Genomic DNA, 24,895 nt, shown 5'->3' on the forward strand with positions numbered 1-24,895 from the left:
CCTAGTCCACCACACCGGTGCGCGCTACCCCGGCAAACCAGTGGGCTGACGCCTTCGGAGTCCGCTCGAGGGTCTGATAATCCACCCGCACTATCCCGAACCGTTTGGCATAGCCGAAGGCCCACTCAAAATTGTCCAACAGCGACCAGACGAAATACCCGCGGACATCGGCGCCGGCCTCCATAGCTTCATGCAGCGCGCGCAGATGCCTGCGAATGTAGTCCAGACGCTGAGTGTCCTGAACCGAACCGTCCGCTTCCACGACGTCGTCATAGGCCGCTCCGTTCTCGGTCACGTAGAGCGCCACACCCGCTTCGGCGGTGTAATCGGTGTGCAGCCTGACCAGCAGGTCCCGCAGCGCCTGCGGGTACACTTCCCATCCCATCGCCGTCTGCGGCAGCCCCCGGCGGACCGAGGACACATGCTCGGAGCCCACATTCGGATTGGGTCCACCCTCTGTGCGTGCTGAAGCCGCAGCGGCAGAAGCCTCCCCCGGGTCCGCCCCCGTGAGCAGCTCTCCGGTATAGAAGTTGACTCCCAGCACGTCAATAGGAGTGGATATCAGCTCCATGTCACCGGCATGAATCAGATCGTCTGGCCACAACCCGGCCTGGTCCTCCAGCGCATCCGCCGGATAAGTGCCGTGAAAGATCGGCTCTGCGAAGAACCGGTTGAAGGACCCGTCCAGCCGGCGCGCCGCATCCACATCACCGGCTGATGCCGGATCCGCAGGACGATAGTCCGTGAAGTTCAGCGTAAGCCCCAGCTCCAGCTCCGGGTCGCGCTCGCGCAACCTGTGCACTGCCAGACCATGGCCCAGCAGCAGATGATGCGCCGCGGCCAATGCAAAAGACGGTTCCGTGCGGCCCGGGGCATGGTGCCCGTTGGCATAGCCCAGGAACGCTGCGCACCAGGGTTCGTTCAGCGTGGTCCACTGCCGGACTCTGTCCCCCAGAGCCTCATGGAGCACAACAGCGTAGTTCTCAAAAGCGTAGGCCGTCTCCCGGTTGGCCCAACCACCGGCGTCCTCCAACACCTGCGGCAGGTCCCAGTGGTACTGCGTCAACCATGGGATGATCCCAGCATTCAGAAGTTCGTCGACCAAATCTGAGTAGAACCGCAGACCTTCCGGATTCACCGTCACCCCATCGGGCATCACACGTGACCAGCTCACTGAGAAGCGGTAGACGTTGAGGCCCAACCGCTTCATCAACGCCACATCTTCGCGGAAGCGGTGATAATGATCGCAGGCTACGTCCCCGGTGTCGCCACCGTGAGTCTTTCCTGGGGTCTTGGAGAAAGTGTCCCAGATGCTGGGAGCCCTCCCACCGGCGGCGTGCCCACCTTCCACCTGATAGGCGGCTGTGGCCGAGCCCCACAGGAATGACTTGGGGAAGGTCACCGCGCTCGGTGTGGTGGCGGCCTCGGACGGCGTAACGATGGTCATGCTTTAACAGCTCCTTGCATAATTCCGGACACCAATTGGCGGCCAGCGAAGACGAACAGAATCAACAGCGGCACAGTGGCCAGGGTGGCTCCGGTGAGCACCAGCGAATAGTCCACAAAATGCGCAGCCTGCAGCTGCTGCAGGGCAACCGGCAATGTGGGGTTCTGGGGTCCGAGCACAATGAACGGCCAGAAGAAGTTCGTCCAATTCAGAACGAACGTGAACAGAAACAGCATGGATGCCGCCGGGCGGGCCGCAGGCAGACAGACATGGTAGAAGGTGCGGATCATGGAACAGCCATCCACCGTGGCAGCCTCGATCAGTTCATCCGGAATCGCCTGCCGCAGGTACTGAGTCATCCAGAACACTCCGAAGGCAGTCACCAGTGCCGGAACGATCACAGCAACCAGGTCCCCGGTCCAGCCTAGGGCCGCCATCACCTGATAGAGGGGCACCACGCCGAGCTGGGTGGGCACTGCCATGGTGGCGATGACGAAGACCAGCAGCGGTCCTGAACCCCTAAAACGCAGCTTAGCGAAGGCATAACCGGCAAGGGTGGAGAAGAACACCACAGAGAACGCGGTGGTGGTGGAGACAATGATCGAGTTCATCGTCGCCCGCCAGAAGGGGATGGTGTCCATCACCGTAGCGGCGTTTACCAAGAAGTTCCCCCCGGGCCACCATGGGAAGCTGGTCTGCGACAGGATAGTGGAGTGGTGGGACCCGATCAGGAAGCTCCACCACAGCGGGAACATCCCGCCGACCACCACTGCGGCCAGACAGCCGTAGACGATGAAGCCGGGTCTGCGGTTCTGGCCCCCGGGCGCAGAACGACGCCGGCGCCCGAGGGTTCGGCCCGAATCAGCCTGGGCGTTCACAGGTGCAATTGGTGCGCTGGCCGTCATGACCTGACTCCCTTCGCGAAGCGACGCCGCGACGCCGTCTTCTTCCGACCATCACCGGTGGCGATGCGCCGGGTAATGGTGAAGTTGATGATGCCGATCGCGACGATCAGCAGGAACAGCAACACCGCCACAGCGGACGCGAGACCGAAGTCGGACCGGGTCCAGCCGAGTTCGTACAGGTAGATGGTCATGGTCTGCCATTGGCCATCTGTGCCGCCGCGCCCGTACTGGTCGTAAAGGCGGGGCTCGTCGAAGATCTGCAGTCCTCCGATGGTGGAGGTGATGACCACGAAGATGATGGTGGGTCGAAGCATGGGCACGGTGACGGAGAGGAACTGACGTACCTTGCCCGCCCCATCTATCTCTGCCTGCTCGTAGAGGTCGCGAGGGACGGCCTGCATGGCCGCCAGGAAAATTAGGGCGTTGTACCCGGTCCAGCGGAAGTTCACCATGGAGGCGATTGCCAGGTGACTGGGAAGCACTTCAGACTGCCAGCCGATGGCATCGATGCCGATGGTGTCCAGCACCGAGTTCACCAGACCGAACCGCTGGGAGAAGAAGTTGGAGAAGATCAGCGCCACTGCTACCGGGGTGACCACGTATGGCAGCAGGACACCCATTCGCCAGAAGGTTCTGGCTCGGAGGTGACTGTCGAGCATGTAGGCGATGATGATCGCCGCCACCACCTGAGGGCCTGTGGAGAGGATGAAGATGCTCAGCGTATTGCGCAGGGCGATCCAGAAGGCCCGCTGTCCGACCACGTGGGCAAAGTTGTCGAAACCGACGAACTCTCCCTGGCCCATGATGAGGTCCCAATCGTGGGCTGCCACCCAGACGGTGTAGACCAGGGGGAAGAGCCCGACCACGGCGAACAGTAGGAAGAAGGGGCTGATGTAGAGATAGGGCGAATACTTCCGGTCCCAGGCCGAGGCCCGGGACCGGAGGTGTTTGCGTGAAGCCATGGGTTACTTCATAGCCTCAACGTCGTTGACGAACTTGTCCCACGATGTCTCGGGGTCGTCGATGCCGTCAACGTCGACGCGGTTGAGTGCGTCTTGAATGGCCACATTGATCACCAGGTAGTTGGGTCCTTTGAAGGGCTGCACCTCAATGGCCTCAGCACGGTTGGCGAGGATCTCACCGACGGGAGCATCGTTGAAGAACTCCTCTGATGCCGACTGAATCTCTTCGGACTCCAGGGCCTCCACTGTGGAAGGGAAGGCGCCGATGGCCTCAAAAGCTCTGATCTGTTGCTCCGGAGCGGTGAGCCAGGCCGCCAGCTCCTTGGCGGCGTCCACGTTCTCGCCCTGCGTGGGGACGGTCAGGTAGGACCCGCCCCAGTTGCCACCGCCGCCTGGGAAGGCGTCGGCCACATCCCAGCCGTCGACTCCGTCGGCATTGCCTTCAATGACTCCGAGCATCCATCCCGGGCAGAGCATCGTGGCGAATCCGTCCCGCTGGAAGGCGTCGTTCCAGTCACCGGACCACTGGGAGAGGCCGGCGGAGAGCTCATCCTCAACGCTGGCCTGCAGAAGCTGGTCATAGAGACCCTGCACCTCCGAATTGGTGTCGGCGATGATCTCACCATCTTCGGTCTCAAATGGCACCTCGACCTGGTTGATCATGCCCTGCCAAATGTTGTCCGAACCGGAGTACCAGGCGGAGTCTGAGCTGGCCACAAAGTCACGGCCGGCGTCGAAGTAGTTCTCCCACTCACCCTCCAGCAGTTCAGCGACGTCGTCCCGGTCAGTGGGCAGCCCGGCCTCCTCGAATAGATCCGCCCGGTAGCACAGCGCCTGAGGGCCAATATCGGTGCCGTAGCCAATCTGACGCCCCTCCTCATCTACGGCGTCGTCATACTTCCAGTCCAGCCAACGGTCCTCGAGCTCAGGGTCGGCGAGGTCTTCGAACCGATCGGAGTACTGCATGAACTCCACCAGCCAGTCCAACTCAACGGCCTCAATATCCGATGCGCCCGATCCTGCGCCCAAGCTGTTTCGCAGGGAATCCCGTGCATTCTCTGCAGTGTCGACCTTGTTGTGTTCGATCCGTATACCGGTCTGCTCCTCATAATCTTCGAAGAGCTCCTCGTAGCCGAACTCATTGAATGTGGTGACGCTGAGGCTCTCGGGGGCTTCGGTGTCGCCGTCAGCGTCATTGTCTGCAGAATCCGCGTCAGCGCCTCCACCGCAGGCAGAGAGGACTAGGGTCGCGGCAGCACCCAGTGCCGCCGCCTGGGACAACCGGCGACGCCGGGGGTGTGTCAAATCTGTGGTGCTCACAATTCCTCCTCAAGGTTCCTGATGTGAGCAGTGGAGGTGATTCCACTACATATCGCAGATGCTCTCTTATCTGTGAGAGCGCTCTCACGACGTGATGAGAGTAACACCAGCGCTCTCCATGTGACAAGACTCACCGTCTGCTCAACACCCGCGCCACCCCTTCGAGGACCCGAGAAGCACCCCGTGAGAGCGTACCGGGAGGGCCCACTTTCTCTGTTGGCTTGAGGGTTTGGGTGCGCTTCCCCCAGGGTGAGACAGTAGACTCTGCGCGAGACTGCCCACCGTGTGTCCGCCTGCAATATGCCGGACGCACCTAAGACCAAAACCCTGTAGGAGGTGCCTGTGGGACTGCTCGACACACTAGAGCGCAGTATCGAGAGAGTCGTCCGGGGTGCCTTCTCCGGACGCGGAGGGAGCGTCGGCCCCGTGGAGATCGCTACAGCAGTACGCCGCCACATGGACCGGGAGTCGTCAACGGCTGAGCACGGCGCCGCGCTGGCGCCCAACCTTTATAAGATCCGCCTCTCCGAGCACGACTTCGCCGAGGCGAAGAAGTACGGCACCGCCCTGGCCGAGGAACTCTGCGATGAAATCATCCGCCACGCAGAATCTCAGGGCTACACACTTCTGGGTCCGGTGAAGGCCACGTTCGTGAAGAACACAGAGCTGCGGCGCGGGCAGATGAGCATCGAGACCCAGACTGACCGGACCGTAAAATCCTCCCCGCCCCAACCTCAGGCAGGGGTCCCCCGACCGCCCCATGCGCCGTCCTCCGGTCCTGCGGCCACTGCCGCGCTCCCGGCCCAGATGGCCCGCAACACTCTGGAAGCCCGGAGCGGACTCGCCACGCTGGAGCACGATGGCCGCAGCTACACGCTCGAGGAACAGTCCACCGTGATCGGTCGCTCATCCTCTGCGGACATCACTATCTCCGACACCGGAGTCTCCAGGAAGCACCTTGAGGTTGCCAGCAGCGGCAACCGTTGGGTTGCCCGCGACCTCGGGTCCACCAATGGCGCGTATGTGGACGGTCAGGAGCTGCGCAGCACTGAAGCCGAGCTGTTCGATGGGGCAGTGATCACCCTTGGCAATGCGCGAATGCGTTTCCGGCTTGGCTGAGGACGCCTTCTGACATGAGCGAACTCGCCATCACCGTCCTCCAGTTCGGCCTGCTGCTGCTGCTCTGGATTCTTATTCTCTCCATCATCGCCGCCCAGGGCCGCGACATGATGGTGTCCAAGCGTGCTCGTACCCGTGCACCGGGCACTGACGCGCCGAGCGCAGTGACAGAGGCCGATGGCACACCTGCCACGGTCCACCATTCGGGAAAGACGCCCCGGCCGCGACCCAAGCGCCTGGTAATCTCCGAAGGCCCATTGGTGGGCACTGAGATTGAACTCGGCTCCATCCCGATCATGCTCGGCAGAGCTCAGGAATGCACCGTGGTCCTCGACGACGATTACTCCTCCGGCAAGCATGCTCGCCTTTTCCCCCAGGGCTCACGCTGGTTCCTGGAGGATCTCGGGTCCACCAATGGGACATGGCTGGGTGATGAGCAGCTCACCCGCGCTACCACCGTGGAGCCCGGGGACCGCATCCGTATCGGCAAGACTGTCCTGGAACTGAGGACCTGAGACCGCAATGAGCCTGGTCTTCCGCTTCGCAGCCCGCTCCGACGCCGGTGCCGTCCGCAGCAAGAACGACGACTCCGGATACGCCGGACGGTACTTTGCTGTGGTCGCCGACGGTATGGGCGGCCACGCCGGCGGGGATGTGGCCTCGGCCTCCACCGTGCTGGACCTGGCCCATCTGGACACCCGCGGATTCGCCGAACCGGACACGGTGCTGCCGGACGAGATCCAGACGGCGAACGCCTTCCTGAACAAACTGGTGAAGACCAATCCCAAGCTCTCCGGAATGGGCACCACCATCACCGCCTGCCTGGTCACTGGCGACAAGCTTCAGTTCGCCCACATCGGCGACTCCCGTGCCTACCGACTGAAAAAGCGCCGGTTCCGTCAAGTGAGCCATGACCACACATTCGTCCAACGTTTGGTTGACGAGGGACGGCTGGATCCCGCGGCCGCCGAATACCACCCCCACAAGAACGTCCTGATGCGCGTGCTCGGCGACGTCGACGCCTCCCCGGAGCTGGATATCACCAGTTTCCCGTTGGAGGCCGGCGAGCGCTGGCTGCTGTGCTCCGACGGGCTCAACGCTGTGGTCTCCGACCGGCTCATCGAACAGAAGATGCGCAGCGCTGACTCCCTGGACAAGATCGTCGACGACCTGGTGGACCTCACCTTAGAGGGAGGTGCCCCGGACAACGTCACCGTCGTCGCGCTAGACGTGGTCAAAGCTGAGGAGGAGCACCTGGCCAGCTCCGACACGGTGCCGCTCAGTGAACAGGCTGTGGCCTCCGCCGGCCGTTTCGGTGACGAGGCGGGCCAGCACACCATAGAGCTGGACGTCATCCCGGTGGTCAACCGTGACGCGCTGGAAGGCCTCTCCCCCAAGGAGGGAGAGCTTTCACCCCTTTCAGCCTCCATGGTCGAACGCACCCTAGGTGTACGTCCTCACACGCTTGTCGGGGCAGCAGTGGCAGCGGCCGAGACCGGCACCATCCCGGTGGTACCTCGCAACGTCGACGAACATCCCATGGCAGCGCTGCTGACCGGACAGCCGCTCAAGCCGGTGCGCCACACCTATTCCGAGATGCTGGGCGAGTCCCCCGCAGAGCGACCCGCTCATGACGACGCCGCAGCGGCAGACAGCGCTGAATCAGCTCACCAGCCGGCCCAAGCGCAGAGTGCCGAGCTCGACGGTGACGAGACCGAATACGTGCTCGACCAGGATGAAATTGCCACTGTCCGAGCCGCTCGACGGGGTCGTCGATGGTTTCTTCCTACCTTTGTGGCACTGCTGGTGACCCTAGTCGGCATCGTCACGTTCTTGGGTTACGTCTGGACCCAAACTCAGTACTACGTGGGCGAGGATGACGGCCAGGTGGCGATCTTCAGCGGCGTATCGCAGTCACTGGGGCCCATCACGCTGGCCGAGGTGGATGAACACACTGAGATCAGTGTGGACGATCTCCCCCGGTACGACCGCAACCGTGTGGAGTCAGGGATTTTCGCTGAGAACAGGGGGCACGCAGAACAGATCGTGGAGAATCTGGAGCAGGGCATCGGGGGTGAACAGTGAGGTCGAAGGATCTTGAGGGACACCCCAAGCCGCGGCGCACCATTGAGCTGCTGCTGCTGCTTATCGCCCTGACCATAGGTATCGGAGCCCAGGTTTTGGTGGGCCTGAACTTAGAAGACACCATCGACCAGCGCTACTGGGCAGTAGGCGGGCTCCAGGTGATTCTGGCCGTGGCCTTCCACATCGCTCTGCGCCTCAAGGCCAAGTACGCCGACCCCTTCATTCTCCCGATAGTGGTCACCCTCAATGGGCTGGGCATCGCCATGATCCACCGGCTGGACTTCACGAACCGGTACGACGGAGTAGCCGAGCGGCAGCTGATGTGGACTGCCATCTCCATGGTGGCGGCCATTGCACTGCTGGTCCTCCTCAAGGACCACCGCAGACTCCGGCAACTGACCTACATCTCCCTGGCGCTCAGTGTCCTGCTGCTGTTCCTGCCGATTGTGCCTGGCCTTGGGCAGGACATTCAGGGCGCTCAGGTGTGGATCCGCATCGGCGGCATGAGCTTCCAACCGGGGGAACTGGCCAAGATCACCCTCGGCATCTTCTTCGCCGGATTCCTGGCAAATAACCGCGACCTCATTCTGCTCGCCGGCCGGAAAGTGGGACCCCTGACATTCCCCCGGCTGCAGGACCTCGGGCCCCTATTCCTGGCATGGCTGATCGCCCTGGGCGTGCTCATTGTGCAGAACGACCTCGGCAACGCACTGATGTTCTTCGGTCTGTTCGTCGCGGTGATCTATGTGGCGACCTCGCGAATATCCTGGGTCGCCATCGGTGTGGTCTTCGTGGCAGTGGGCGCTGTGCTGGCCTATCAGTTCGTTTGGCACGCACGAAATCGATTCGACATCTGGCTCAACGCGTTCGACCGAGACATCTACGACCAGCTCTACGGATCCCATCAGCTGGTACAGGGTCTCTTCGGGCTGGCCCACGGGGGGCTCACCGGCACCGGCCTAGGCTCAGGCTCTCCGCAGATCGTTGCGCTGGCCAATTCCGACATGATCATCGTGGCCTTCGGGGAGGAGCTCGGTTTCCTGGGACTCTCCGCGATGTTGGTGTTGTATCTGATTCTGTTCTCCCGGTACATGCGTGCGGGTCTGGGCACCAGAGACCATTTCGGCAAGCTGCTGGCTGTGGGACTGGCGATGGTGCTGGTTCTGCAGGTCTTCGTCGTCGTCGGGGGTATCACACGGGTGATCCCGATGTCTGGCTTGGTCAGTCCGTTCCTCGCCGCCGGAGGCTCTGCTCTGTTGGCCAATTGGCTCATCGTGGCAATTGTGCTGTTGATCAGCCACGCCGCCCGTCGCCCCATTGTGGTGGGCCCCATGCTCAACACCACGGGGGAAGGAGCATCGGGTACGGAAGATCCGCTGCGAGGTCGGAACACGGGCGAACAACACCCGGTCACCGGATCACAGGGCTCCCAGATGGCACCGGCGCTCAAGGAAGGAGAGTCCTGAGTGAATAACGCCATTCGTCACACATGGGTCGTTTCCGTCGTCCTGTTCCTCTCCCTGTTCGCCGCCCTGTCCCTGGTGCAGGTCGTGTTTGCCGATGATCTCGGCTCAGACGACCGCAACTCCCGCCAGTTCATTGCTGACGCCGGCGCTCCGCGCGGAACAATCACGGTGGACGGAAGCCCGATAGCCGAATCTGTAGCCAGCGAAAGCAGCCAATACGACTACCAGCGTGTTTACCACGACCCCGAGCTCTACAGTCATCTCACCGGATACTTCTCCGTGGTCCAGGGTGGCCCCTCTCAGTCAGGCATCGAGGGCGCACTCAACGATTACATCTCCGGACATTCGGACTCGCAGTTCTTCGACCGGTTCACAGCCCTGATCACCGGAGACACCGTCATGGGTGCGCAGGTGGAGCTGACCGTGGACCCCGAGCTGCAGCGGTTGGCCTACGATCTCATCCCGGATGATCAACGTGGGACGATCATCGTCACCGATGTTAACAACGGCGATGTCAAAGCGATGATGTCCAAGCCCAGCTACGACACCAATGAGCTCGCAGTACACTCCGGCACTGAGTACCAGGAGAACATGGAGCGGCTTGAGGATCAGTCAGGCCTGCACGTGAACTACAACGTGGCTGTGAACCGGCCCATCTTCCCGGGCTCGTCCTTCAAACTGGTGACTGCACTGGCTATGTTGGAGTCCGGAGAGTACGAGATTGACACCCAGCTGGAAAATCCGGCCCGGCTTGAATTACCGCAGTCTGACCGGACGCTGCCCAACTTCGTTGCCGGAAACTGCGCACAACGCAGTGAGGCAGAGTTGAATTGGATCTTCGCGGAATCCTGCAACACGCCCTTCGCCGAGGCTGCCATAGAGCTCGGGGGTGACTCGCTGCTGGAGGCCGCAGAAGCCTACGGTTGGAACGAGGCGATGCGCATTCCGGTCTACGTGCAATCCTCACGCTTCCCCGAAGTCTCCTCTGACGCAGAGTTGGCCTACGCCTCTATCGGCCAGGCAAGCGTGACGGCCACTCCGCTCCAGATGAACATGGCTGCTGCGGCCATCGGCAACAGCGGCACGCTGATGAAACCCCAAATGGTGGACACCGTCCGGGGCTCCGATCTGCAGATTCTCTCCAATCCTGAACCTGAGGTGCTCAGTGAGGTCATGGATGAGTCGGTCGCGGATGAGCTGAACGAGATGATGATCTCTGTGGTCGAAGAAGGAACCGGCTGGCGGGCTGACTCCGGGCGATTCCAGGTAGCGGCCAAAACCGGCACTGCGGAGCGCGGGACATCTCCGGAGACCTACAATTCCTGGATTACCGGGTTTGCTCCGGCTGACGATCCTGAATACGCGGTCACCGTGGTCTATGAAGAGGTCGACTTCAACGTCGGCCCTGAACTCACTGGACCTCAGATGCTCACTATGCTGGAGGCGGTGATTGACGAATGAGACCCGCAGTGGGACTCACCATGGGTGACCGCTACAAACTCACCGAACGTATCGCCATCGGTGGTATGGGAGAGGTGTGGAAGGCCGACGACACAGTCCTCGGCCGCACAGTCGCGATCAAAATTCTCAAAGAGGAGTACACCGGCGATGAGGCATTCCTCCGTCGGTTCCGAGCCGAAGCTCGCCACACCGCGCTGTTGAACCACCCGGGTATTGCCGACATCTACGACTATGGCGAACAGGCAGGGTCGGGCTACCTCGTGATGGAGCTGGTGCCGGGCCGCCCGCTGAGCGTGATCCTGGAGAAGGAAAAGACCCTGCCGTGGGAGAAGGTGCTCTCGATCATGGCCCAGACCGGCCGAGCGCTCCAGGTAGCCCACGATCAGGGTCTGGTTCACCGTGACGTCAAGCCTGGCAACCTGTTGGTCACCCCGACGCGTCGAGTGAAGATCACCGACTTTGGAATTGCGCGCCTGGCCGACCAGGTGCCGCTGACCGCAACCGGACAGGTGATGGGCACTGTCCAGTACCTCTCACCGGAACAGGCCACGGGTCAGCACGCCACCGGCTCCTCCGACATCTACGCTCTGGGGGTGATCGGCTATGAGGCACTAGTCGGTCACCGTCCCTTCACCGGCGAGTCGCAGATCGCAATCGCGCTCAAGCAGGTCAACGATCCGCCCCCGCCGCTGCCCGACGATATCCCTGCACAGGTGCGCGCGCTGATTATGTGCATGCTGTCCAAAGACACCGATCAGCGTCCGCCCAACGCCAGCAAGATGGCTGACGCTGCCGAGGCCCTCCTGCGCAGAGACACTGCGGCGGCGCTGGCAGCAGTCCCTGCCCTTGAAAACCATCTCCAGGGGACCGGAGACGACGACGATACGCAGCTGCTGCCCGTGACAGGCGGGGCTGCCGGCATCGACACGGCACAGCAGGAGAGCACGGCAGTCCTGACCGCCGCCACGCCAGAACAGCCCGCCGAGGCGCAGGCTTCTCTGCCAGCCACCGCGCAAGCGCAGGCTGCAGGCCTTCCGAGTCCTCCTGACGCCCGACGCATCGCACCTGACGACAAACGGTCGAGCATCGCCTCGCGGTGGCGCTGGCCCACACTGACGCTCATTATCCTGGTGCTTATCGCCGTGTTCGGCGCCTGGGTGCTGCCGATGATGGCCGCGAACGACGACGAGCCCGGAGGCGCCTCACCAACCCCCACCCACTTTGTGACCGAATACGCGACCGAAACCGCCACCGCGGAAGCCGAACTGGTCGAAGTTGATGAGGACGAGCTGCTCGGTCGCGACGTGGGAGAGGTTCAAAGTCTTCTCGAAGACGCCGGACTGCAGGTGGACGCCGAACAAGTGATGTCAGACCAGCCCTCCAGAACGGTCACCGGTGTCACGCCCGCCGGCAGCCTGCCTGTCAACACCACCGTCACACTCTTCTACGCGGCTGACCCCCCACCGCCGCCTGCCACCACCCAGGCACCGGCACCGCCGCCTGCGACCACCCAGGCACCGCCCCAACCGTCTCCCCGCCCCGTCCCGCCTGAGAATGACAATGACGCCCCGGAGCCGGAGCCCGAAACAGAACCGGAGCCGGAGACGCAGCCCGAACCGGAATCCACCCCGAGCCCCGAACCAGAACAGGAGCCGCAACCCACGGAGGACGACACCGACGCTGCAGGGACACCAGAGGCTCCCACGGAGACTCAGAGGTCCCCAAGCATCGAATCCAGCTCCACCGGTGTGAAGCTCATGGGGCATACTGTGTCCTCCGGCCCGCAGTCCAGCGCCGGAAGGTCCTCGCAACTCAACCACGTCGCCCCAGGAGATGACCGATGACCGAGCGAGTGCTCAACGGCCGCTACCGGATCGAGGCGCTGATCGGGCGCGGCGGCATGGCAGATGTCTACCGCAGCTATGATCTCTCTCTGGAACGGGATGTTGCGGTGAAAATGCTGCGGCCCGATCTGGCACGTGACCCGATGTTCCAGACCAGGTTCAAGCGCGAAGCCCAGTCCTCGGCCTCACTGAACCACCCAAATGTCGTGGGGGTCTACGACACCGGCTCTACCCACATCCCCGAAAACGGTGGCGACACCAAGACGCCTTACATTGTTATGGAGTTCGTCAAAGGGGTGACCCTCCGGCACATACTCCACGGCAGCCGGGGTGAAGCCTCCCAGGAGGAGGCAGACGGCCCGCCACAGCCTCCCGAGCCTGCCGAGTCCACCGGCGGAGTCACACGAACTGATTCGGACGTCCTCGGGGTGACCGATCCTGACGCGACCCAGGTGGTGTCACAGGTCAACGAGCCCCTCCTCAAGAAGATCGACACTGCCCTCAATAGGCCCCTGAGCGACCAGGAGGCTGCGAGCTACATGTCAGGGATCCTCGCAGCCCTGAGCTACTCTCATACGCGGGGCATTGTTCACCGGGACATCAAACCCTCCAATGTGATGGTCTCCCACAGCGGTGATGTGAAGGTAATGGACTTCGGGATCGCTCGAGCCCTGGCCGACTCCGCACAGACTATGACCCAGACCTCCGCTGTGGTCGGCACCGCCCAGTACCTCTCGCCCGAGCAGGCGCGCGGTGAAGTGGTAGATCATCGCAGCGATCTCTACTCGGCAGGCTGCGTTCTGTTCGAACTGCTGACTAATCGTCCCCCATTCACCGGGGAGTCGCCCGTATCCGTGGCCTATCAGCATGTCCGTGAGCAGCCTCCCGCGGTCTCTGACTTCAACCCTCATGTCTCCCCCGCCATGGAGACAGTGGTGTCGAAAGCGCTGATCAAAGACCCGGCGCTGCGTTTCCAAACGGCAGACGAGTTCAATGAGGCGCTCAAGGAGGCGCTGCATGGAGTCCCGGTGGACGAGGTCGCCACCACACAGCTCGCAGCAGTGGGGGCCTCCGGGTTCGACGACGTTGTCTCGCCCGCTGGTGCGGTTCCGATGTCAGCCCGCACTCCAGAGGACCCCGACTACCAGGACTATCAGGAGTACGGCCAGCCCCGAAAACGGCCCAACCGCGCGGGCCTCTATGTGCTGCTGGTCCTGCTGGCGCTGGCCCTCTTGGCGGGGACAACTTTTGTGCTGTCGCAAATGTTCGGCGGCGTGGGTGATGGGGACGACATGGTGCCCGTGCCCGCTGTGGAGGGCATGCCTGAGGATGAGGCGGTGGAGGAGCTCACCGATGCTGGCCTGAGCCCGGAGACCGCGACCGAATCCAGTTCTGAGGTCGAGGCTGATCTGGCCATCCGGACGGACCCTGAGGAGGGGACCGAGGTCGAGAGCGGCAGCGACGTGATGCTCTACATTTCAGAAGGCGCAGGCGAAACGGAGGTCCCAGACGGGCTGGTCGGCGAGCAGGAGGAGACTGCGCGCAACATGCTCGAGGAGGCCGGCCTAGAGGTCGGCACTGTCACCGAAGAGAACCACCCGGAGGCCCCAGAGGGTGAGGTGACCAGCACCGACCCTGAATCCGGCACCTCCGTAGACGCCGGCTCAGAGGTGGACCTGACCGTCTCTACCGGTGAAGTTCAGCTCCCGGGAGCCATTGAAAACTACGTGGGACAGCACCGCAGCCTCGGTGAGCAGTTCCTCACCTCGGAGGGTTTCCAACTCACCCCGGAGCCCCGCTGGGTCGAGACCAATGAGATCAGCGGCAGCGGTGAGCTGCTCGGTTACGAGGTCAACGGTGAGCAGGTCTCCGGAGGGGATTCCATACCCAACGACGCCCTCATCCAGATAGTCGCCGGGACCGTTCCATCACCTCCGCCTCAACAGGACTCTGGACCCGGGCCGGATGATGATGACGACGACGATGACCGCGACGACGATGACGATGAGCCGGGCACTACCGAAGATGACGACGACGACGACGATGATGACGATGACGATGACGATGAGCCGGGCACTACCGAAGATGACGATGACGACGAAGCCGAAGATGACTCCGCCGCAGACGAGGACGACGAAGCCGAAACCGAAGATGACTCTCCGGGGAACAGCAACGGTGGAAACAATGGCAATGGCGGGAACGGCAACAACAACGGCAACGGTGGGAACAGTAACGACAATGGCAACGGCAACGATGATGACGAGGAGTGATCTTTGGCGATGACCCGTCTGCGCTTGCCCCGGCCCGCCACTATTGCTGTGGGGAAGACAGCGCGTGCCCTGACCAGAGTCCGCGGGGGGTCCGGTTCGGCGTTCCCGGGGTTGGTCGTTGAGCGTCTCGACCCCAGTTTCCTCGCTGCGGTGCTGGCCCAGCTGCCCCGCGGCGTCGTCGTAGTCTCGGGAACCAACGGCAAAACAACGACCACCAAGATGGTGGTGGAGCTGCTCCGCGGCCAGGGCCTGCGCGTGTTCACCAACCGCTCAGGTTCCAACTTCACCCGAGGGGTGGTCGCCTCCATGCTCGGAGAGATCAGTCCCACCGGCAAACTCGAGGCAGACATCGCAGTCCTGGAATTGGATGAGGCTCACGCTGTGCACTTCGTGCGGGCCGTTAACCCACAGTATTCGCTCCTACTGAATGTGATGCGTGATCAGCTGGACCGATTTGGGGAGATCGACTCCACCGCAGCACTGCTGCGGACCATCGCGGAGCACACCTCAGAGGGTGTGGTGCTCAACCGCGAAGACTCCCGCATCGCTGCGATCGCTGACTCCCTAGGCTCGCAGAAGGTGCGCTACTTCGGCCTGGCAGCTGAGCTGCGCGCCCATTTTCCCTCTGACGACGAGCTGCACGGCGTCGCTGCCAAAGACGAGGCCACCCGGCCAGAGGCTGATGTGCTGCTGACTGGACTCGGTAACCAGCAGGGTACCTTCCGCATCGGGGGCGAGGAGATCACCACCGACCTCACGGTCAATGGTGCCTACAACATCTACAACGCTGCTGCCGCTCTGGCCCTGGTGAGGATGGTCTTGGGGGAGACGGTTGACCGCGATGCGCTGCTGGACTCGCTGCGCAGAGCATCCCCGGCGTTCGGACGTGGGGAGTCTCTCACGGTGCGGGGTCAACCGCTGGACCTCGTCCTTGTGAAGAACCCCTCCGGCTTTCGCTTGGGACTTTCAAGCTTCTCTGCCGAGGGCGTCGCCACCATGATAGCCATCAACGACAATTACGCAGACGGACGAGATATGAGCTGGCTGTGGGATGTTGGTTTCGACTCATTAGCCGAGGGCGGCGTCGCGATGGTCTCCGGAGTCCGTACCTATGACATGGCCCTACGGCTCACCTACGACGAAGTCAGCATCGCCGCAGTCGAGCCGGAGCTCGCGAAGGCACTGGATGAGTTTCTGGCCGCGCACCCGGACACCCCGAAACGAATCTTCTGCACGTACACCGCCATGCTCGCCCTGCGCCAACACCTTGGCACCTACACCGAGGTGGAGGCTTTCAACTGATGACACAGCATGCACCAGCAGATAAGCAGATTCGCGTTCTGCAACTCTATCCGCGAGACATGAACATCTACGGCGACTACGGCAACGCCCTGGTTCTCATGCGGCGGATCCAGTGGCATGGCTTCACACCCGTGATGCTCTCCTACAACCCCGGTGACGAATTCCCAGAGGCACCGGACATCCTGATCGGAGGAGGCGGGCAGGACTCCGGACAGGACCGCATTCAACAGGACCTCCTGGGTCTCGGCGACCGCCTGCGATCGCTAGCCGAAGAGCACACACCGATGCTGATGGTGTGCGGGCTGTATCAGCTCTTCGGACACTTCTTTGAAACCCGGGATGGTTCACGAATCTCGGGAATCGGAGTGCTTGATGTGGAAACGTACGGCACGGACAACCGGCTGATCGGCAATGTGGTCTCAGAATCCGCAGACTTCGGGCGGATCATCGGCTACGAAAACCACTCCGGACAGACCTACCTAGGGCCAACCGCCACGGCACTGGCAGAGGTGGTGGTCGGTGAGGGCAACAATCAGCGGGACAGTCACGAAGGCGCGCGGTTCCGCAACGTGCTCGGCAGCTACCTGCACGGGGCCCTTCTGCCGAAGAACCCGGCCATCGCCGACTTTCTCATCGGTACCGCCGTGGAGCGAAAGTTCGGAGAGGGTCTCGGCCCCCTGAAAGCCCCCCAGTCATCTCCGGAGACGCTGCAGAGGCTGACTGAACTGGCCCGGGAAGCTGCTTCCGCTCGGCCTCGCTGAGCAGCGGGGTGCAATGTGGTCAGCGGATGGGATTGAGGTCAGCAGCCTTCTCTGCAGCACCCTGCATGCCAAGAGATTCCAACCAGTTGCCCAACATCCGGTAGCCGCCCTCCGTCAGCACTGACTCCGGGTGATACTGCAGTCCCCACAACGGCGCGCTGCGGTGGGCGAAGGCCATGATGACACCATCGGCAGTCGTAGCCGTGACCTCCAGGACATCCGGTACCGTATCCGGGCGTACAGCCAATGAGTGGTAGCGCGTAGCCTCGAAGGTCTCCGGGAGCCCGGCGAAGGACTCGTGCCCGGTATGAGTGACCGGAGAGGTCTTTCCGTGCATCAACTTATCGGCGTGCGTCACTGTCGCGCCGAACGCCTCACCCAGGCCCTGGTGGCCCAGACAAACACCCAGCATGGGAGATCGGGCCTCACCACACCACCGGATCAGCTCGACGGTGAACCCCGCGTCCGCAGGGGTCCCTGGACCTGGAGAGATCAGCACTCCGTCGTGCTCTGCGGCCAGCTCGGTGACTTCTTTGAGGGTGAGGTCGTCATTGCGGATCACAGTGGTCTCAGCGCCGAGCTCACGCAGGTATCCCACAAGCGTGTAGACAAAGCTGTCGTAGTTGTCGACGACCAAAATACGAGTCATAGCGCTCCATTATCCGTCATCCAGAGTCACTTCACCCAATGGGCTGTAGTCGCTCAACCAGGGGAAGACGAATTCCATCAGACCGTAGACCACCGCCGCGAGCAGAAACACGGTGGTGAGGATCCGGAGCCAGAGCGGACCGGGGAGCACCTTGCGGAAGAACCAGGCGTACATCAGTCAGCACCTCCGGCGTCGAACATATCCGCAACCGGCTGGTGGTGGACCAAATCCTCCGGCGCTGCTCCACCGACCGGCACAAAGTCGACTATCTCAGCGTGGTGGATGAGCCGCTCGCGGTTTGAGTACATGGGGTGGCAGGTGGTGAAGGTCAGCACACCGACCTCGGCCTCTCCGCCCGGGTCGTTCGGCACGGGGGCCAACACCTCCCCCTGACTCGGATCCACCACGTGACGCTCTCGAACCTCGTAGACATAGATGCCGTCATAGGAGACCACGTAGATGGGGTCCCCCGACTGCAGGTCATCCTGGTTGCCGAGCATAGATGCATTGGTGTTGCGGTGACCGGCCAGTGCGAAGTTTCCCGCTTCGTCCGGCCACTGGGTCTCCGTGTAGTGCCCGACCCCACCCCGGTCAATCTGCTCGGAGCTGGTGCCGTGTCTGATCGGTGCCGCCCATTGCTCACCCAGCCGCGGCGCATAGACCGTGCCCATGATGTCCCCCGGACCCGTTTGGCTGCGCATGTGATCAGCGCATCCGATGTCCGTGCCGTCCTCCAAGGTGTAGCACGCCTCGAAACCGGCCGGTTCAGCGTCGTCAGCTTCTGCCGCCTGGGGCTGTGCCGACATGTCGGCGTAGAACTCCTCCAAGGAATCCTGCCGGTCCGCTTCAGCCTCGATGCCGGTCCACCACAGTTCCCACACGATGAAGAGCAGACCCAGCACGCCCAAAGTAATAAGCAGCTCCCCGAACCAGCCAAGAATTTTGGATCCCAGGGAGCGACGAGGCCGACGCGCCGGAGGTTGACGTTCCGTCCACTGTGCCGGGTCGGCATGCCGGGGTCCTGCCAACGTCATCGTGGTCCCTTGCTCGCTTTGCGTAGAATAGCGCGGAGAAAGTCAGACACTCATAGAGTACCTAATATCCAGGAGTTACCCGTGCCCGAGTCCCGACGCCGGAAGAACCGCAACGCCGGCGATCAGCAGTTGAACGATCCGAAGTCCCCGTTGAACAGTGCGGAACAGTTCAGTGTTGAGGGTCTCGACGGCGAGGATGAGTCCCTGCCGGCCTGGTACCGGGTGACGATGTTCGGCCTGATGATCGTCGGTCTGTTATGGCTGATCATCTGGTATGTCACCTCTGGGGCACTTCCGATCAACGCCGCCGGAGGATGGAATATCATAATCGGTTTCTCTATAGCCATGGTCGGGTTTTTCATGACCATGCGCTGGCGTTGAGACTCAGCTCCTCACCTTGGGCTCAGGCAGTGCCGGAGGTGCTGCCGCCGGTTTGGTCTCCAGCTGTGCATAAGCCTCCGCGATAGCGCGATCCAGTTGCGGGTCTTCGTCACTGAAGAGCTGTCCCGGCTTGTGGACCACCTCAATGTCGGGGTCCACACCGTAGTTCTCGACATCCCAGCCCTCACCTTCGATCCAGAACGCGTACTTGGGCTGAGTGACGGCGGTGCCGTCCACCAGGTCGAACCGCCCGTCGATGCCGATGACTCCACCCCACGTGCGCGTGCCGACCACAGGGCCGAGATCCATCGCCTGTGCCACGGCGTTGACGATGTCACCATCCGAACCGGAGTTCTCATTGGCCACCAGCACTACAGGCCCCCGTGGGGCCCCGTCGGGGTACGCCATCGCCTCTGCCTCGTGGCGTGCCCGAGCCCACGCCACGACCCGTTGGGCGAGCCGCGCGATCACCAACTGAGAGGTGTGCCCACCGCCGTTGTAGCGAACATCGGCAATCAGTCCCTCTCCCCTGGTGGCAAGTCGCAGATCCCGGTGCAGCTGCGCCCATCCAGAGGCGACCATATCCGGGACGTGAAGGTATCCCAGCCGCCCGTTGGTCTTCTTCGCGATGTACTCCCGGCGAGACCGCACCCAGTCCTGGTAGCGAAGCTCGGACTCATCCGACAGCGGAAGGACCACCACGCGTCGACTTTGGCCACCCCGCAACAGGGTGAGCTCCACAGGCTTATCGGCTGAGCCTGCCAGGTGCTTGGCGGGACCAATGACGCGGTCAACCGGCTGACCATCGACTTCGGTGATGAGGTCTCCTGGTTCCGCATTCACTCCAGCTGCGTGAAGCGGCGAGCGCGCCTGCGGCTCGGAGGATTCGCTGGGCAGTATCCGATCGATGCGCCACCCTTGATCGGCCGGTGAGAGATCAGCCCCCAGCAGTCCCAGTTTTTGGTCCTCGCCGCGGGGCGGGCCCTGGTCGATCACATAGGCGTGCGACGTATTGAGCTCGCCCACGGTCTCCCAAAGGATGTCGACGACGTCGTCCTTGGTGCGTGCCTTGTCCACCAGCGGTCGGTAGCGCCCCACCACGGACTCCCAGTCCACTCCGTCCATATCGGCGCGCCAGAACTGTTGCGTCATCAGTCGGCAGGCCTCTTCGAACATCTGTCTCCATTCGGCCTGCTGGTCCAGCTGGAAGCGGAGGCGGGAGAGGTCAACGGTGACCCGGTCGGCGTCGTCGTCCTCGACCTTCTTGGTGGATGGCTGAACGGTGACGGTGTTCTCATGCCGCAGCACGATCCTTTCCCCATCCCCTGAGACCGCGTAGTCGGTGAGTTTATCCACGATGACGGTGGTCTTACGCTCCTCGAAGTCCCAGCGGACGAGCTGCTCAGCTGGCTGCTCACCGGGCACTCCTGCCCGGCGGGATCCCAGCTCGCCGGTCTCCTGGGGAACCGTGACCCACAGCAGGGCGCCTTTGGCCGGACGTAGATCGCGATATGTAGCAGAAGGGACGGGGAACGGGATGACTCGCTCTTCGGCACGTTCGGCGTCGACATCCGGACTCGCCGGGATCTTTTCCCGACTTGGGGTCTCCGCCTTGGCACCGTCGGCATTTTCGGGACTCGATGAGAGCCGCCACCCCTGGGAGCTGGGGCCGAATGGTGGTGGCTCCGAGGCAGAGAGCGGGAGCAGCCAGGGACGTGTGGCCCCGGAAAACGACAACGAGAACTCATGCGTGTCGTAGTGCGGGTCAAATGTACGGTTGGACAAGAAGGCGATGTATTTGCCGTCCCGGGTGAACGCGGGTGAGAAATCGTGGAAACGGTCGTCTGTCAGCGCCACAGGATCATGGTCGCCTTGGGTGTCGAGCACCATCAACCGGTGGATCTGACTTTCCCCGGTGGTGGGGTGAGACCACAGCAGGTACCGCCCGTCCGGTGAGAAGGACGGTGACTTCGGCTCCCCGCAGGTGGATCGCAGGACGCGTCGCGCTGCTGGGACAGCTGCACGCAGCGCCCGTTTTGATTCGAGGTTCACCAGGCGGACCCAGCCATCGTGGGAGAGCACGGCCAGCCGTTCCCCGGCGGGGTCGGAGGCCATGTGCAGCACGCGGCCCAGGTCACCGGTCAGAATCCGCTCTGGTGCTGCTGATCCGTCCAGTGTATGGATCTCCAGGCTGTCCTCGCCCGCAGCATCCGTGACTACTGCCGCCCGACCGGTGTTGCCCAGGAGGATCGGCTCTCGGGTGCGAACCCCTGAGTCAGCAGCCAGGGCACGGCCCGGGCCTTCTCGGTGGGTCAGCCAGAACGTTTTGCCCCGCCAGGAGACCAGGCTTCCGTCTGCGCCATTATCTGGAATGAGACGGTCGAGGTTCTCGGTCGGCTGCAGGGTCAGCGGCGCCGGTGCGGTGCCGGGGAGAGTGACCTCAAGGCGACGGGCCGAGGCGTCGATACTGTCTTTGACCCAGATCTCACCGCGGCTGTGCCAAGTGATGCGGGTGCCATCGCTGGTGGCGTCCCGGACGTACCCGGTCGCCTCATCCTGGAACGTCAACTGCTTAAGGGTCTTCTGCTTGTTGGTGGCGGGCTTCTCCCAGCTCCAGAGGTTGGCCTGCATAGTGGCGCTCTTGGGGAAGCTGGCGGCCCGGTCGGAGACGAAGACCAGGGTGTCTCCGATCCACATGGGGTCCACGATTCCAGCGGTCTCATTCTCCAGCAGCTGCGTCCAAGCACCTTTGCCCTTCGCGTCCAACCAGAGTTTGGGCGCTGTACCGCCACGGTACCGCTTCCAGTGGGCGGGTGTGCGGTACTCCGGGGTAGTCAGAGCAACGGCGCCGGAGCTCGCGAGGGCCAAGCCAGTCGCCGACCCGTAGCTGAGACGTTCCCACTCCCCGTTGAGCGACAAGGCGCGGACCACCTGGTCGCGGTGGACCTGACCGGCATTGGTGGACACCAGGAGGCGGCCATCAGCGGCCCACTCCAGGATCGTGGTCCGTCGGTTGCCCCACCAGGTCAGGCGCCGAACCTCACCGGAGTCCACACCGACCGCATAGACTTCGTGGTGACCGTCCCGTGTGGAGATGAAGAGGACCTCGGTGCCATCTGGGGAGATGCGAGGATGCTTAACGGGTGCGGCGTCGCGGGTCAGGCGCCACGCTCGGCCACCGTCAGCGCGCGCCAGCCACACGTCGTCCGCGGCAGTGAAAGTGATGTGGTCGCCATGCAGGTGGGGGTATCGCAGATATGCTCCGGAACTCATCCGCTCAGCCTACACAGCAGGACCTCCGCCATCCCCGCAAACACCCCTGCAAAGACTCCCGCGTCCGTGCGTATCAGCGCCATGTTGCGATGGCAGCCTCCTACAGCGTCCCGATTTCTCAATGAGGGCCGGGAGGCTCGCTCAGATCAGTCCCACACTGTGCCACCCGTTCCGCCCCTCCACTCACGAAAGAGGGCCCCACACCTATAGGTGTGAGACCCTCCTGAAGAAGTGAGTCGTTCAGCCTCAGGCAGCAGGCTTGGGCGACGGGACCTCCGAGCTTGCGGGCTTGGCGTCCGTGTTGGTCTCCGCCTGAGCCGCTGGCTTGGGCGAATCAGCCGGAACCTTTGCCGAAGACACGGGCTCTGGCTTCTTCCAGGGGTCCTCAACCGGCTGGGACGCCCTCCAGGCAGCTACTGCGGCAGTCACTCCAGCAGTTACGGCACCGAAGACCAAGAGTCCCTTCTTTCGGGACTTCGTCTTCTGCTGCTTCTTCAGCTCCTTGGCCGCAGCTTTCGCGGCCCGCTCAGAGTTCTTCCGCAGCTTCTTAACGATGTTCTTGTCCCCGGTGGCCTTGACAAGTGCCGCCTCAACCCGCGGGTCGACCTGTGCCTTGTGGATCAGCTTGGCGGTCTGGTCCGCGTAGCCTCCCAGTTTGGCCGAGGCTGCGGGCAGGGTGTTCTTGGTGAAGTCAGCCTTGGCGTCGTCGTATTTGGCGACCACCCTCTGGACTTCCTTCTTGGCCTTCGGCGGCAGCTTGGCATACTGAGCCGCGATACCGTCACCGGCCTGGGATGAAAATTCTTTGATCTTGGAACCAGCCACAGCCGCACCGTCATTCACCGCGTGAAGAGCTTTCGTCGAGGCACCCTGTACCTTCGGAGCACTCTTGCGGTAGGTGTCCTCCGCCCAGTCAGCGGCCGAACCAACTTTCGGCGCGGCCCACTCCTGAGCAGTCTCAATTCCGGCGAGCACTGTGTGCCCCCAGCTGTGGCTCGGTTTCTTCTTCTTACCGAACATGCATGTCCTCCGAATCAGGATGGGTTGCTCTCCTTAGCCTACATGGAACAATAGCCCCTATGACTGCTATTGCTACCCATAAAGCGACCATCAAGACCAACGCCGGCAACATTGTTGTCGAACTCTTCGGTCACCATGCCCCGGTGACGGTGGAGAACTTCGTGGGGCTGGCCACCGGTGACAAACCGTGGAAGCACCCAGAGACTGGTGAGGACCAGACGGGCACCCCACTTTACGACGGTACGGTATTCCACCGGATCATCAAGGATTTCATGATCCAGGGCGGCGATCCGTTAGGCCTGGGAGTGGGCGGACCGGGGTACCAGTTCGACGACGAGATCCATCCTGAACTGGACTTCACTGAGCCGTACAAGCTGGCTATGGCCAATGCCGGAACCCAGAACGGCAAGGGCACCAACGGTTCCCAGTTCTTCATCACCTCCGTAGCCACCACCTGGCTGCAGGGCAAGCACAGCATCTTCGGTGAGGTGCGCGACGCAGAAAGCCGCAAGGTGGTGGATGAGCTCAACTCCGTCTCCACCGACATGCGTGATCGCCCCAAGGAGGACGTCGTGATCGAGTCCGTCGAAGTAGCCACACTCTGAACACCTGTTTCAAACATCAGAACAAAGAGGCCTATGTGCAGTGCCAGCGCTGCGATAGGCCTCTTTGTTCTGCCTGCATGGTAGAAGCTCCGGTGGGCTTTCAGTGCCCAGTGTGTCTTGATGAGGCACGCCGCCGCAGGCCCACCCCGCGGACGATCTTTGGGGGGCGTGCCGCCTCGGGACGGCCCACCGTCACGTACTCAGTCATCGCAATCTGCGTGCTGGTCTACCTCGTCCAGATCTTGCCGGTGTCTGCCGGCCAGCTGCTCAGCGCGCTACCTGATCTGACGGACCTGTGGGCCTATGCTCCGGCATATACCTCCACCTGGTATCCGATGTTCGAGCCATGGCGGATGTTGACCTCCGCCGTTCTGCATCATCCGGGAAATGCCATGCATATCGCCTTCAACATGCTCGCCCTGTGGTTCGTCGGCCGAGCGATGGAACCTGAGATCGGCCGTTGGCGCTTCATCGCCCTGTTGGTCCTGTCAGCCTGGGGCGGATCTCTGGCCATATTGATGAGCTCTGTGTTCGGCCTCACTCACCCTTTCGGGCCAACCGTGGGGGCCTCCGGCGCGGTATTCGGCCTGTTCGGCGCCCTGTTCATCCTAATGCGGTCCTCCGGCTCCCAAACTGGGGGCATCGTCGCCTTGGTGGGCATCAACATGGCGGTGAGTTTCCTAGTTCCCAACATCTCCTGGCAGGGTCATCTGGGTGGTCTGCTGACAGGTGCGCTCGTCGCACTAATCATTGCCAAGGCACCCCGAAAGAACCGCACCCTGTGGACGGCGGTGGGACTGACAGGGTTGGCCACTGTCCTACTGATGCTTACTGCGGTGGGGGTCCAACTCGTACCCTTCCCCATGTAAGCCCCACACTGGCCGTGCCAGCACCTCCGCATTCCCCAGATGTCACATAAGCATGTGGGTAACTTCCAGCCCCGCGCCTTGGCGGTGGCCGTGTGTGCTTCTCACAAGGAGCGTTCACTCCT

21 protein-coding genes are annotated in these 24,895 nt (G+C 62.5%); 12 read left to right on the forward strand and 9 right to left on the reverse strand.

Going from position 1 to position 24,895, the window contains the following annotated elements:
* Position 1: 1 nt before the first annotated feature.
* Genes D3250_RS00305 through D3250_RS00320 form a run of 4 tightly spaced genes read right to left on the reverse strand, consistent with a single transcriptional unit; the run spans position 2 to position 4,634 of the window.
* Positions 2–1,447, reverse strand: a complete 1,446-nt coding sequence (locus D3250_RS00305; RefSeq protein ID WP_119901392.1) for a GH1 family beta-glucosidase — start codon at positions 1,445–1,447, stop codon at positions 2–4.
* Positions 1,444–2,352, reverse strand: a complete 909-nt coding sequence (locus tag D3250_RS00310) for a carbohydrate ABC transporter permease (protein ID WP_119901393.1) — start codon at positions 2,350–2,352, stop codon at positions 1,444–1,446. Before D3250_RS00310 ends, D3250_RS00305 begins: the two co-directional genes overlap by 4 nt.
* Positions 2,349–3,314, reverse strand: coding sequence for a carbohydrate ABC transporter permease (locus D3250_RS00315; RefSeq protein ID WP_119901394.1), 966 nt, complete (start codon positions 3,312–3,314; stop codon positions 2,349–2,351). Before D3250_RS00315 ends, D3250_RS00310 begins: the two co-directional genes overlap by 4 nt.
* A gap of 3 nt (positions 3,315–3,317) precedes the next feature.
* Positions 3,318–4,634, reverse strand: a complete 1,317-nt coding sequence (locus D3250_RS00320; protein WP_225973055.1) for an ABC transporter substrate-binding protein — start codon at positions 4,632–4,634, stop codon at positions 3,318–3,320.
* A gap of 342 nt (positions 4,635–4,976) precedes the next feature.
* Here D3250_RS00320 and D3250_RS00325 point away from each other — a divergent pair, with 342 nt between their 5' ends.
* The 9 genes from D3250_RS00325 to D3250_RS00375 are packed head-to-tail and all read left to right on the forward strand — an operon-like array spanning position 4,977 to position 16,942.
* The gene (locus D3250_RS00325; RefSeq protein WP_119901395.1) at positions 4,977–5,753 is read left to right on the forward strand and encodes an FHA domain-containing protein; all 777 of its coding nucleotides are present in this window, start codon (positions 4,977–4,979) and stop codon (positions 5,751–5,753) included.
* A 14-nt stretch (positions 5,754–5,767) separates the two neighbouring features.
* On the forward strand, positions 5,768–6,268 hold the full coding sequence (locus D3250_RS00330) for an FHA domain-containing protein FhaB/FipA (RefSeq protein WP_119901396.1): 501 nt from the start codon (positions 5,768–5,770) through the stop codon (positions 6,266–6,268).
* A gap of 7 nt (positions 6,269–6,275) precedes the next feature.
* Entirely contained in the window at positions 6,276–7,838 is a 1,563-nt protein-coding gene (locus D3250_RS00335; RefSeq protein ID WP_119901397.1) for a PP2C family protein-serine/threonine phosphatase, read from the forward strand.
* Complete coding sequence (locus D3250_RS00340) at positions 7,835–9,304, forward strand: FtsW/RodA/SpoVE family cell cycle protein (protein ID WP_119901398.1); 1,470 nt, start codon at positions 7,835–7,837, stop codon at positions 9,302–9,304. Before D3250_RS00335 ends, D3250_RS00340 begins: the two co-directional genes overlap by 4 nt.
* Positions 9,305–10,765: a penicillin-binding transpeptidase domain-containing protein gene (locus D3250_RS00345; RefSeq protein WP_119901399.1), complete on the forward strand. Its 1,461-nt coding sequence runs from the start codon at positions 9,305–9,307 to the stop codon at positions 10,763–10,765.
* Positions 10,762–12,609: a protein kinase domain-containing protein gene (locus tag D3250_RS00350; protein ID WP_119901400.1), complete on the forward strand. Its 1,848-nt coding sequence runs from the start codon at positions 10,762–10,764 to the stop codon at positions 12,607–12,609. The genes D3250_RS00345 and D3250_RS00350 overlap by 4 nt, the downstream gene beginning before the upstream one ends.
* A complete protein-coding gene (locus tag D3250_RS11745; protein ID WP_158583027.1) occupies positions 12,606–14,879 on the forward strand; it encodes a protein kinase domain-containing protein in 2,274 nt (757 codons plus the stop codon). The genes D3250_RS00350 and D3250_RS11745 overlap by 4 nt, the downstream gene beginning before the upstream one ends.
* A gap of 9 nt (positions 14,880–14,888) precedes the next feature.
* Positions 14,889–16,181 (forward strand): Mur ligase family protein, encoded by a 1,293-nt coding sequence (locus D3250_RS00370; RefSeq protein ID WP_119901401.1) that lies wholly within the window; start codon positions 14,889–14,891, stop codon positions 16,179–16,181.
* The gene (locus D3250_RS00375; RefSeq protein WP_119901402.1) at positions 16,181–16,942 is read left to right on the forward strand and encodes a type 1 glutamine amidotransferase; all 762 of its coding nucleotides are present in this window, start codon (positions 16,181–16,183) and stop codon (positions 16,940–16,942) included. The genes D3250_RS00370 and D3250_RS00375 overlap by 1 nt, the downstream gene beginning before the upstream one ends.
* A gap of 19 nt (positions 16,943–16,961) precedes the next feature.
* On the opposite strand, the gene D3250_RS00380 is transcribed toward D3250_RS00375, so the two are convergent.
* The 3 genes from D3250_RS00380 to D3250_RS00385 are packed head-to-tail and all read right to left on the reverse strand — an operon-like array spanning position 16,962 to position 18,625.
* Positions 16,962–17,591 (reverse strand): anthranilate synthase component II, encoded by a 630-nt coding sequence (locus D3250_RS00380; RefSeq protein ID WP_119901403.1) that lies wholly within the window; start codon positions 17,589–17,591, stop codon positions 16,962–16,964.
* 9 nt (positions 17,592–17,600) lie between these two features.
* A complete protein-coding gene (locus D3250_RS11825) occupies positions 17,601–17,765 on the reverse strand; it encodes a hypothetical protein (RefSeq protein WP_192892536.1) in 165 nt (54 codons plus the stop codon).
* Positions 17,765–18,625: a class E sortase gene (locus D3250_RS00385; protein ID WP_119901404.1), complete on the reverse strand. Its 861-nt coding sequence runs from the start codon at positions 18,623–18,625 to the stop codon at positions 17,765–17,767. Before D3250_RS00385 ends, D3250_RS11825 begins: the two co-directional genes overlap by 1 nt.
* 81 nt (positions 18,626–18,706) lie before the next feature.
* Here D3250_RS00385 and D3250_RS00390 point away from each other — a divergent pair, with 81 nt between their 5' ends.
* Complete coding sequence (locus D3250_RS00390; protein WP_225973056.1) at positions 18,707–19,006, forward strand: cell division protein CrgA; 300 nt, start codon at positions 18,707–18,709, stop codon at positions 19,004–19,006.
* A gap of 3 nt (positions 19,007–19,009) precedes the next feature.
* On the opposite strand, the gene D3250_RS00395 is transcribed toward D3250_RS00390, so the two are convergent.
* Together D3250_RS00395 and D3250_RS00400 are read right to left on the reverse strand one after the other, a co-directional pair.
* Positions 19,010–22,279, reverse strand: a complete 3,270-nt coding sequence (locus D3250_RS00395; RefSeq protein ID WP_119901406.1) for a S41 family peptidase — start codon at positions 22,277–22,279, stop codon at positions 19,010–19,012.
* A gap of 246 nt (positions 22,280–22,525) precedes the next feature.
* A complete protein-coding gene (locus tag D3250_RS00400) occupies positions 22,526–23,299 on the reverse strand; it encodes a hypothetical protein (protein ID WP_119901407.1) in 774 nt (257 codons plus the stop codon).
* A 59-nt stretch (positions 23,300–23,358) separates the two neighbouring features.
* Between D3250_RS00400 and D3250_RS00405 the strand changes: the two genes are divergently transcribed.
* Together D3250_RS00405 and D3250_RS00410 are read left to right on the forward strand one after the other, a co-directional pair.
* A complete protein-coding gene (locus tag D3250_RS00405) occupies positions 23,359–23,904 on the forward strand; it encodes a peptidylprolyl isomerase (RefSeq protein WP_119901408.1) in 546 nt (181 codons plus the stop codon).
* Between the two features lie 77 nt (positions 23,905–23,981).
* Complete coding sequence (locus D3250_RS00410) at positions 23,982–24,773, forward strand: rhomboid family intramembrane serine protease (RefSeq protein WP_119901409.1); 792 nt, start codon at positions 23,982–23,984, stop codon at positions 24,771–24,773.
* Positions 24,774–24,895 lie beyond the last annotated feature (122 nt).

Source organism: Nesterenkonia natronophila (assembly GCF_003595215.1).
Taxonomy (GTDB): Bacteria; Actinomycetota; Actinomycetes; order Actinomycetales; family Micrococcaceae; genus Nesterenkonia; species Nesterenkonia natronophila.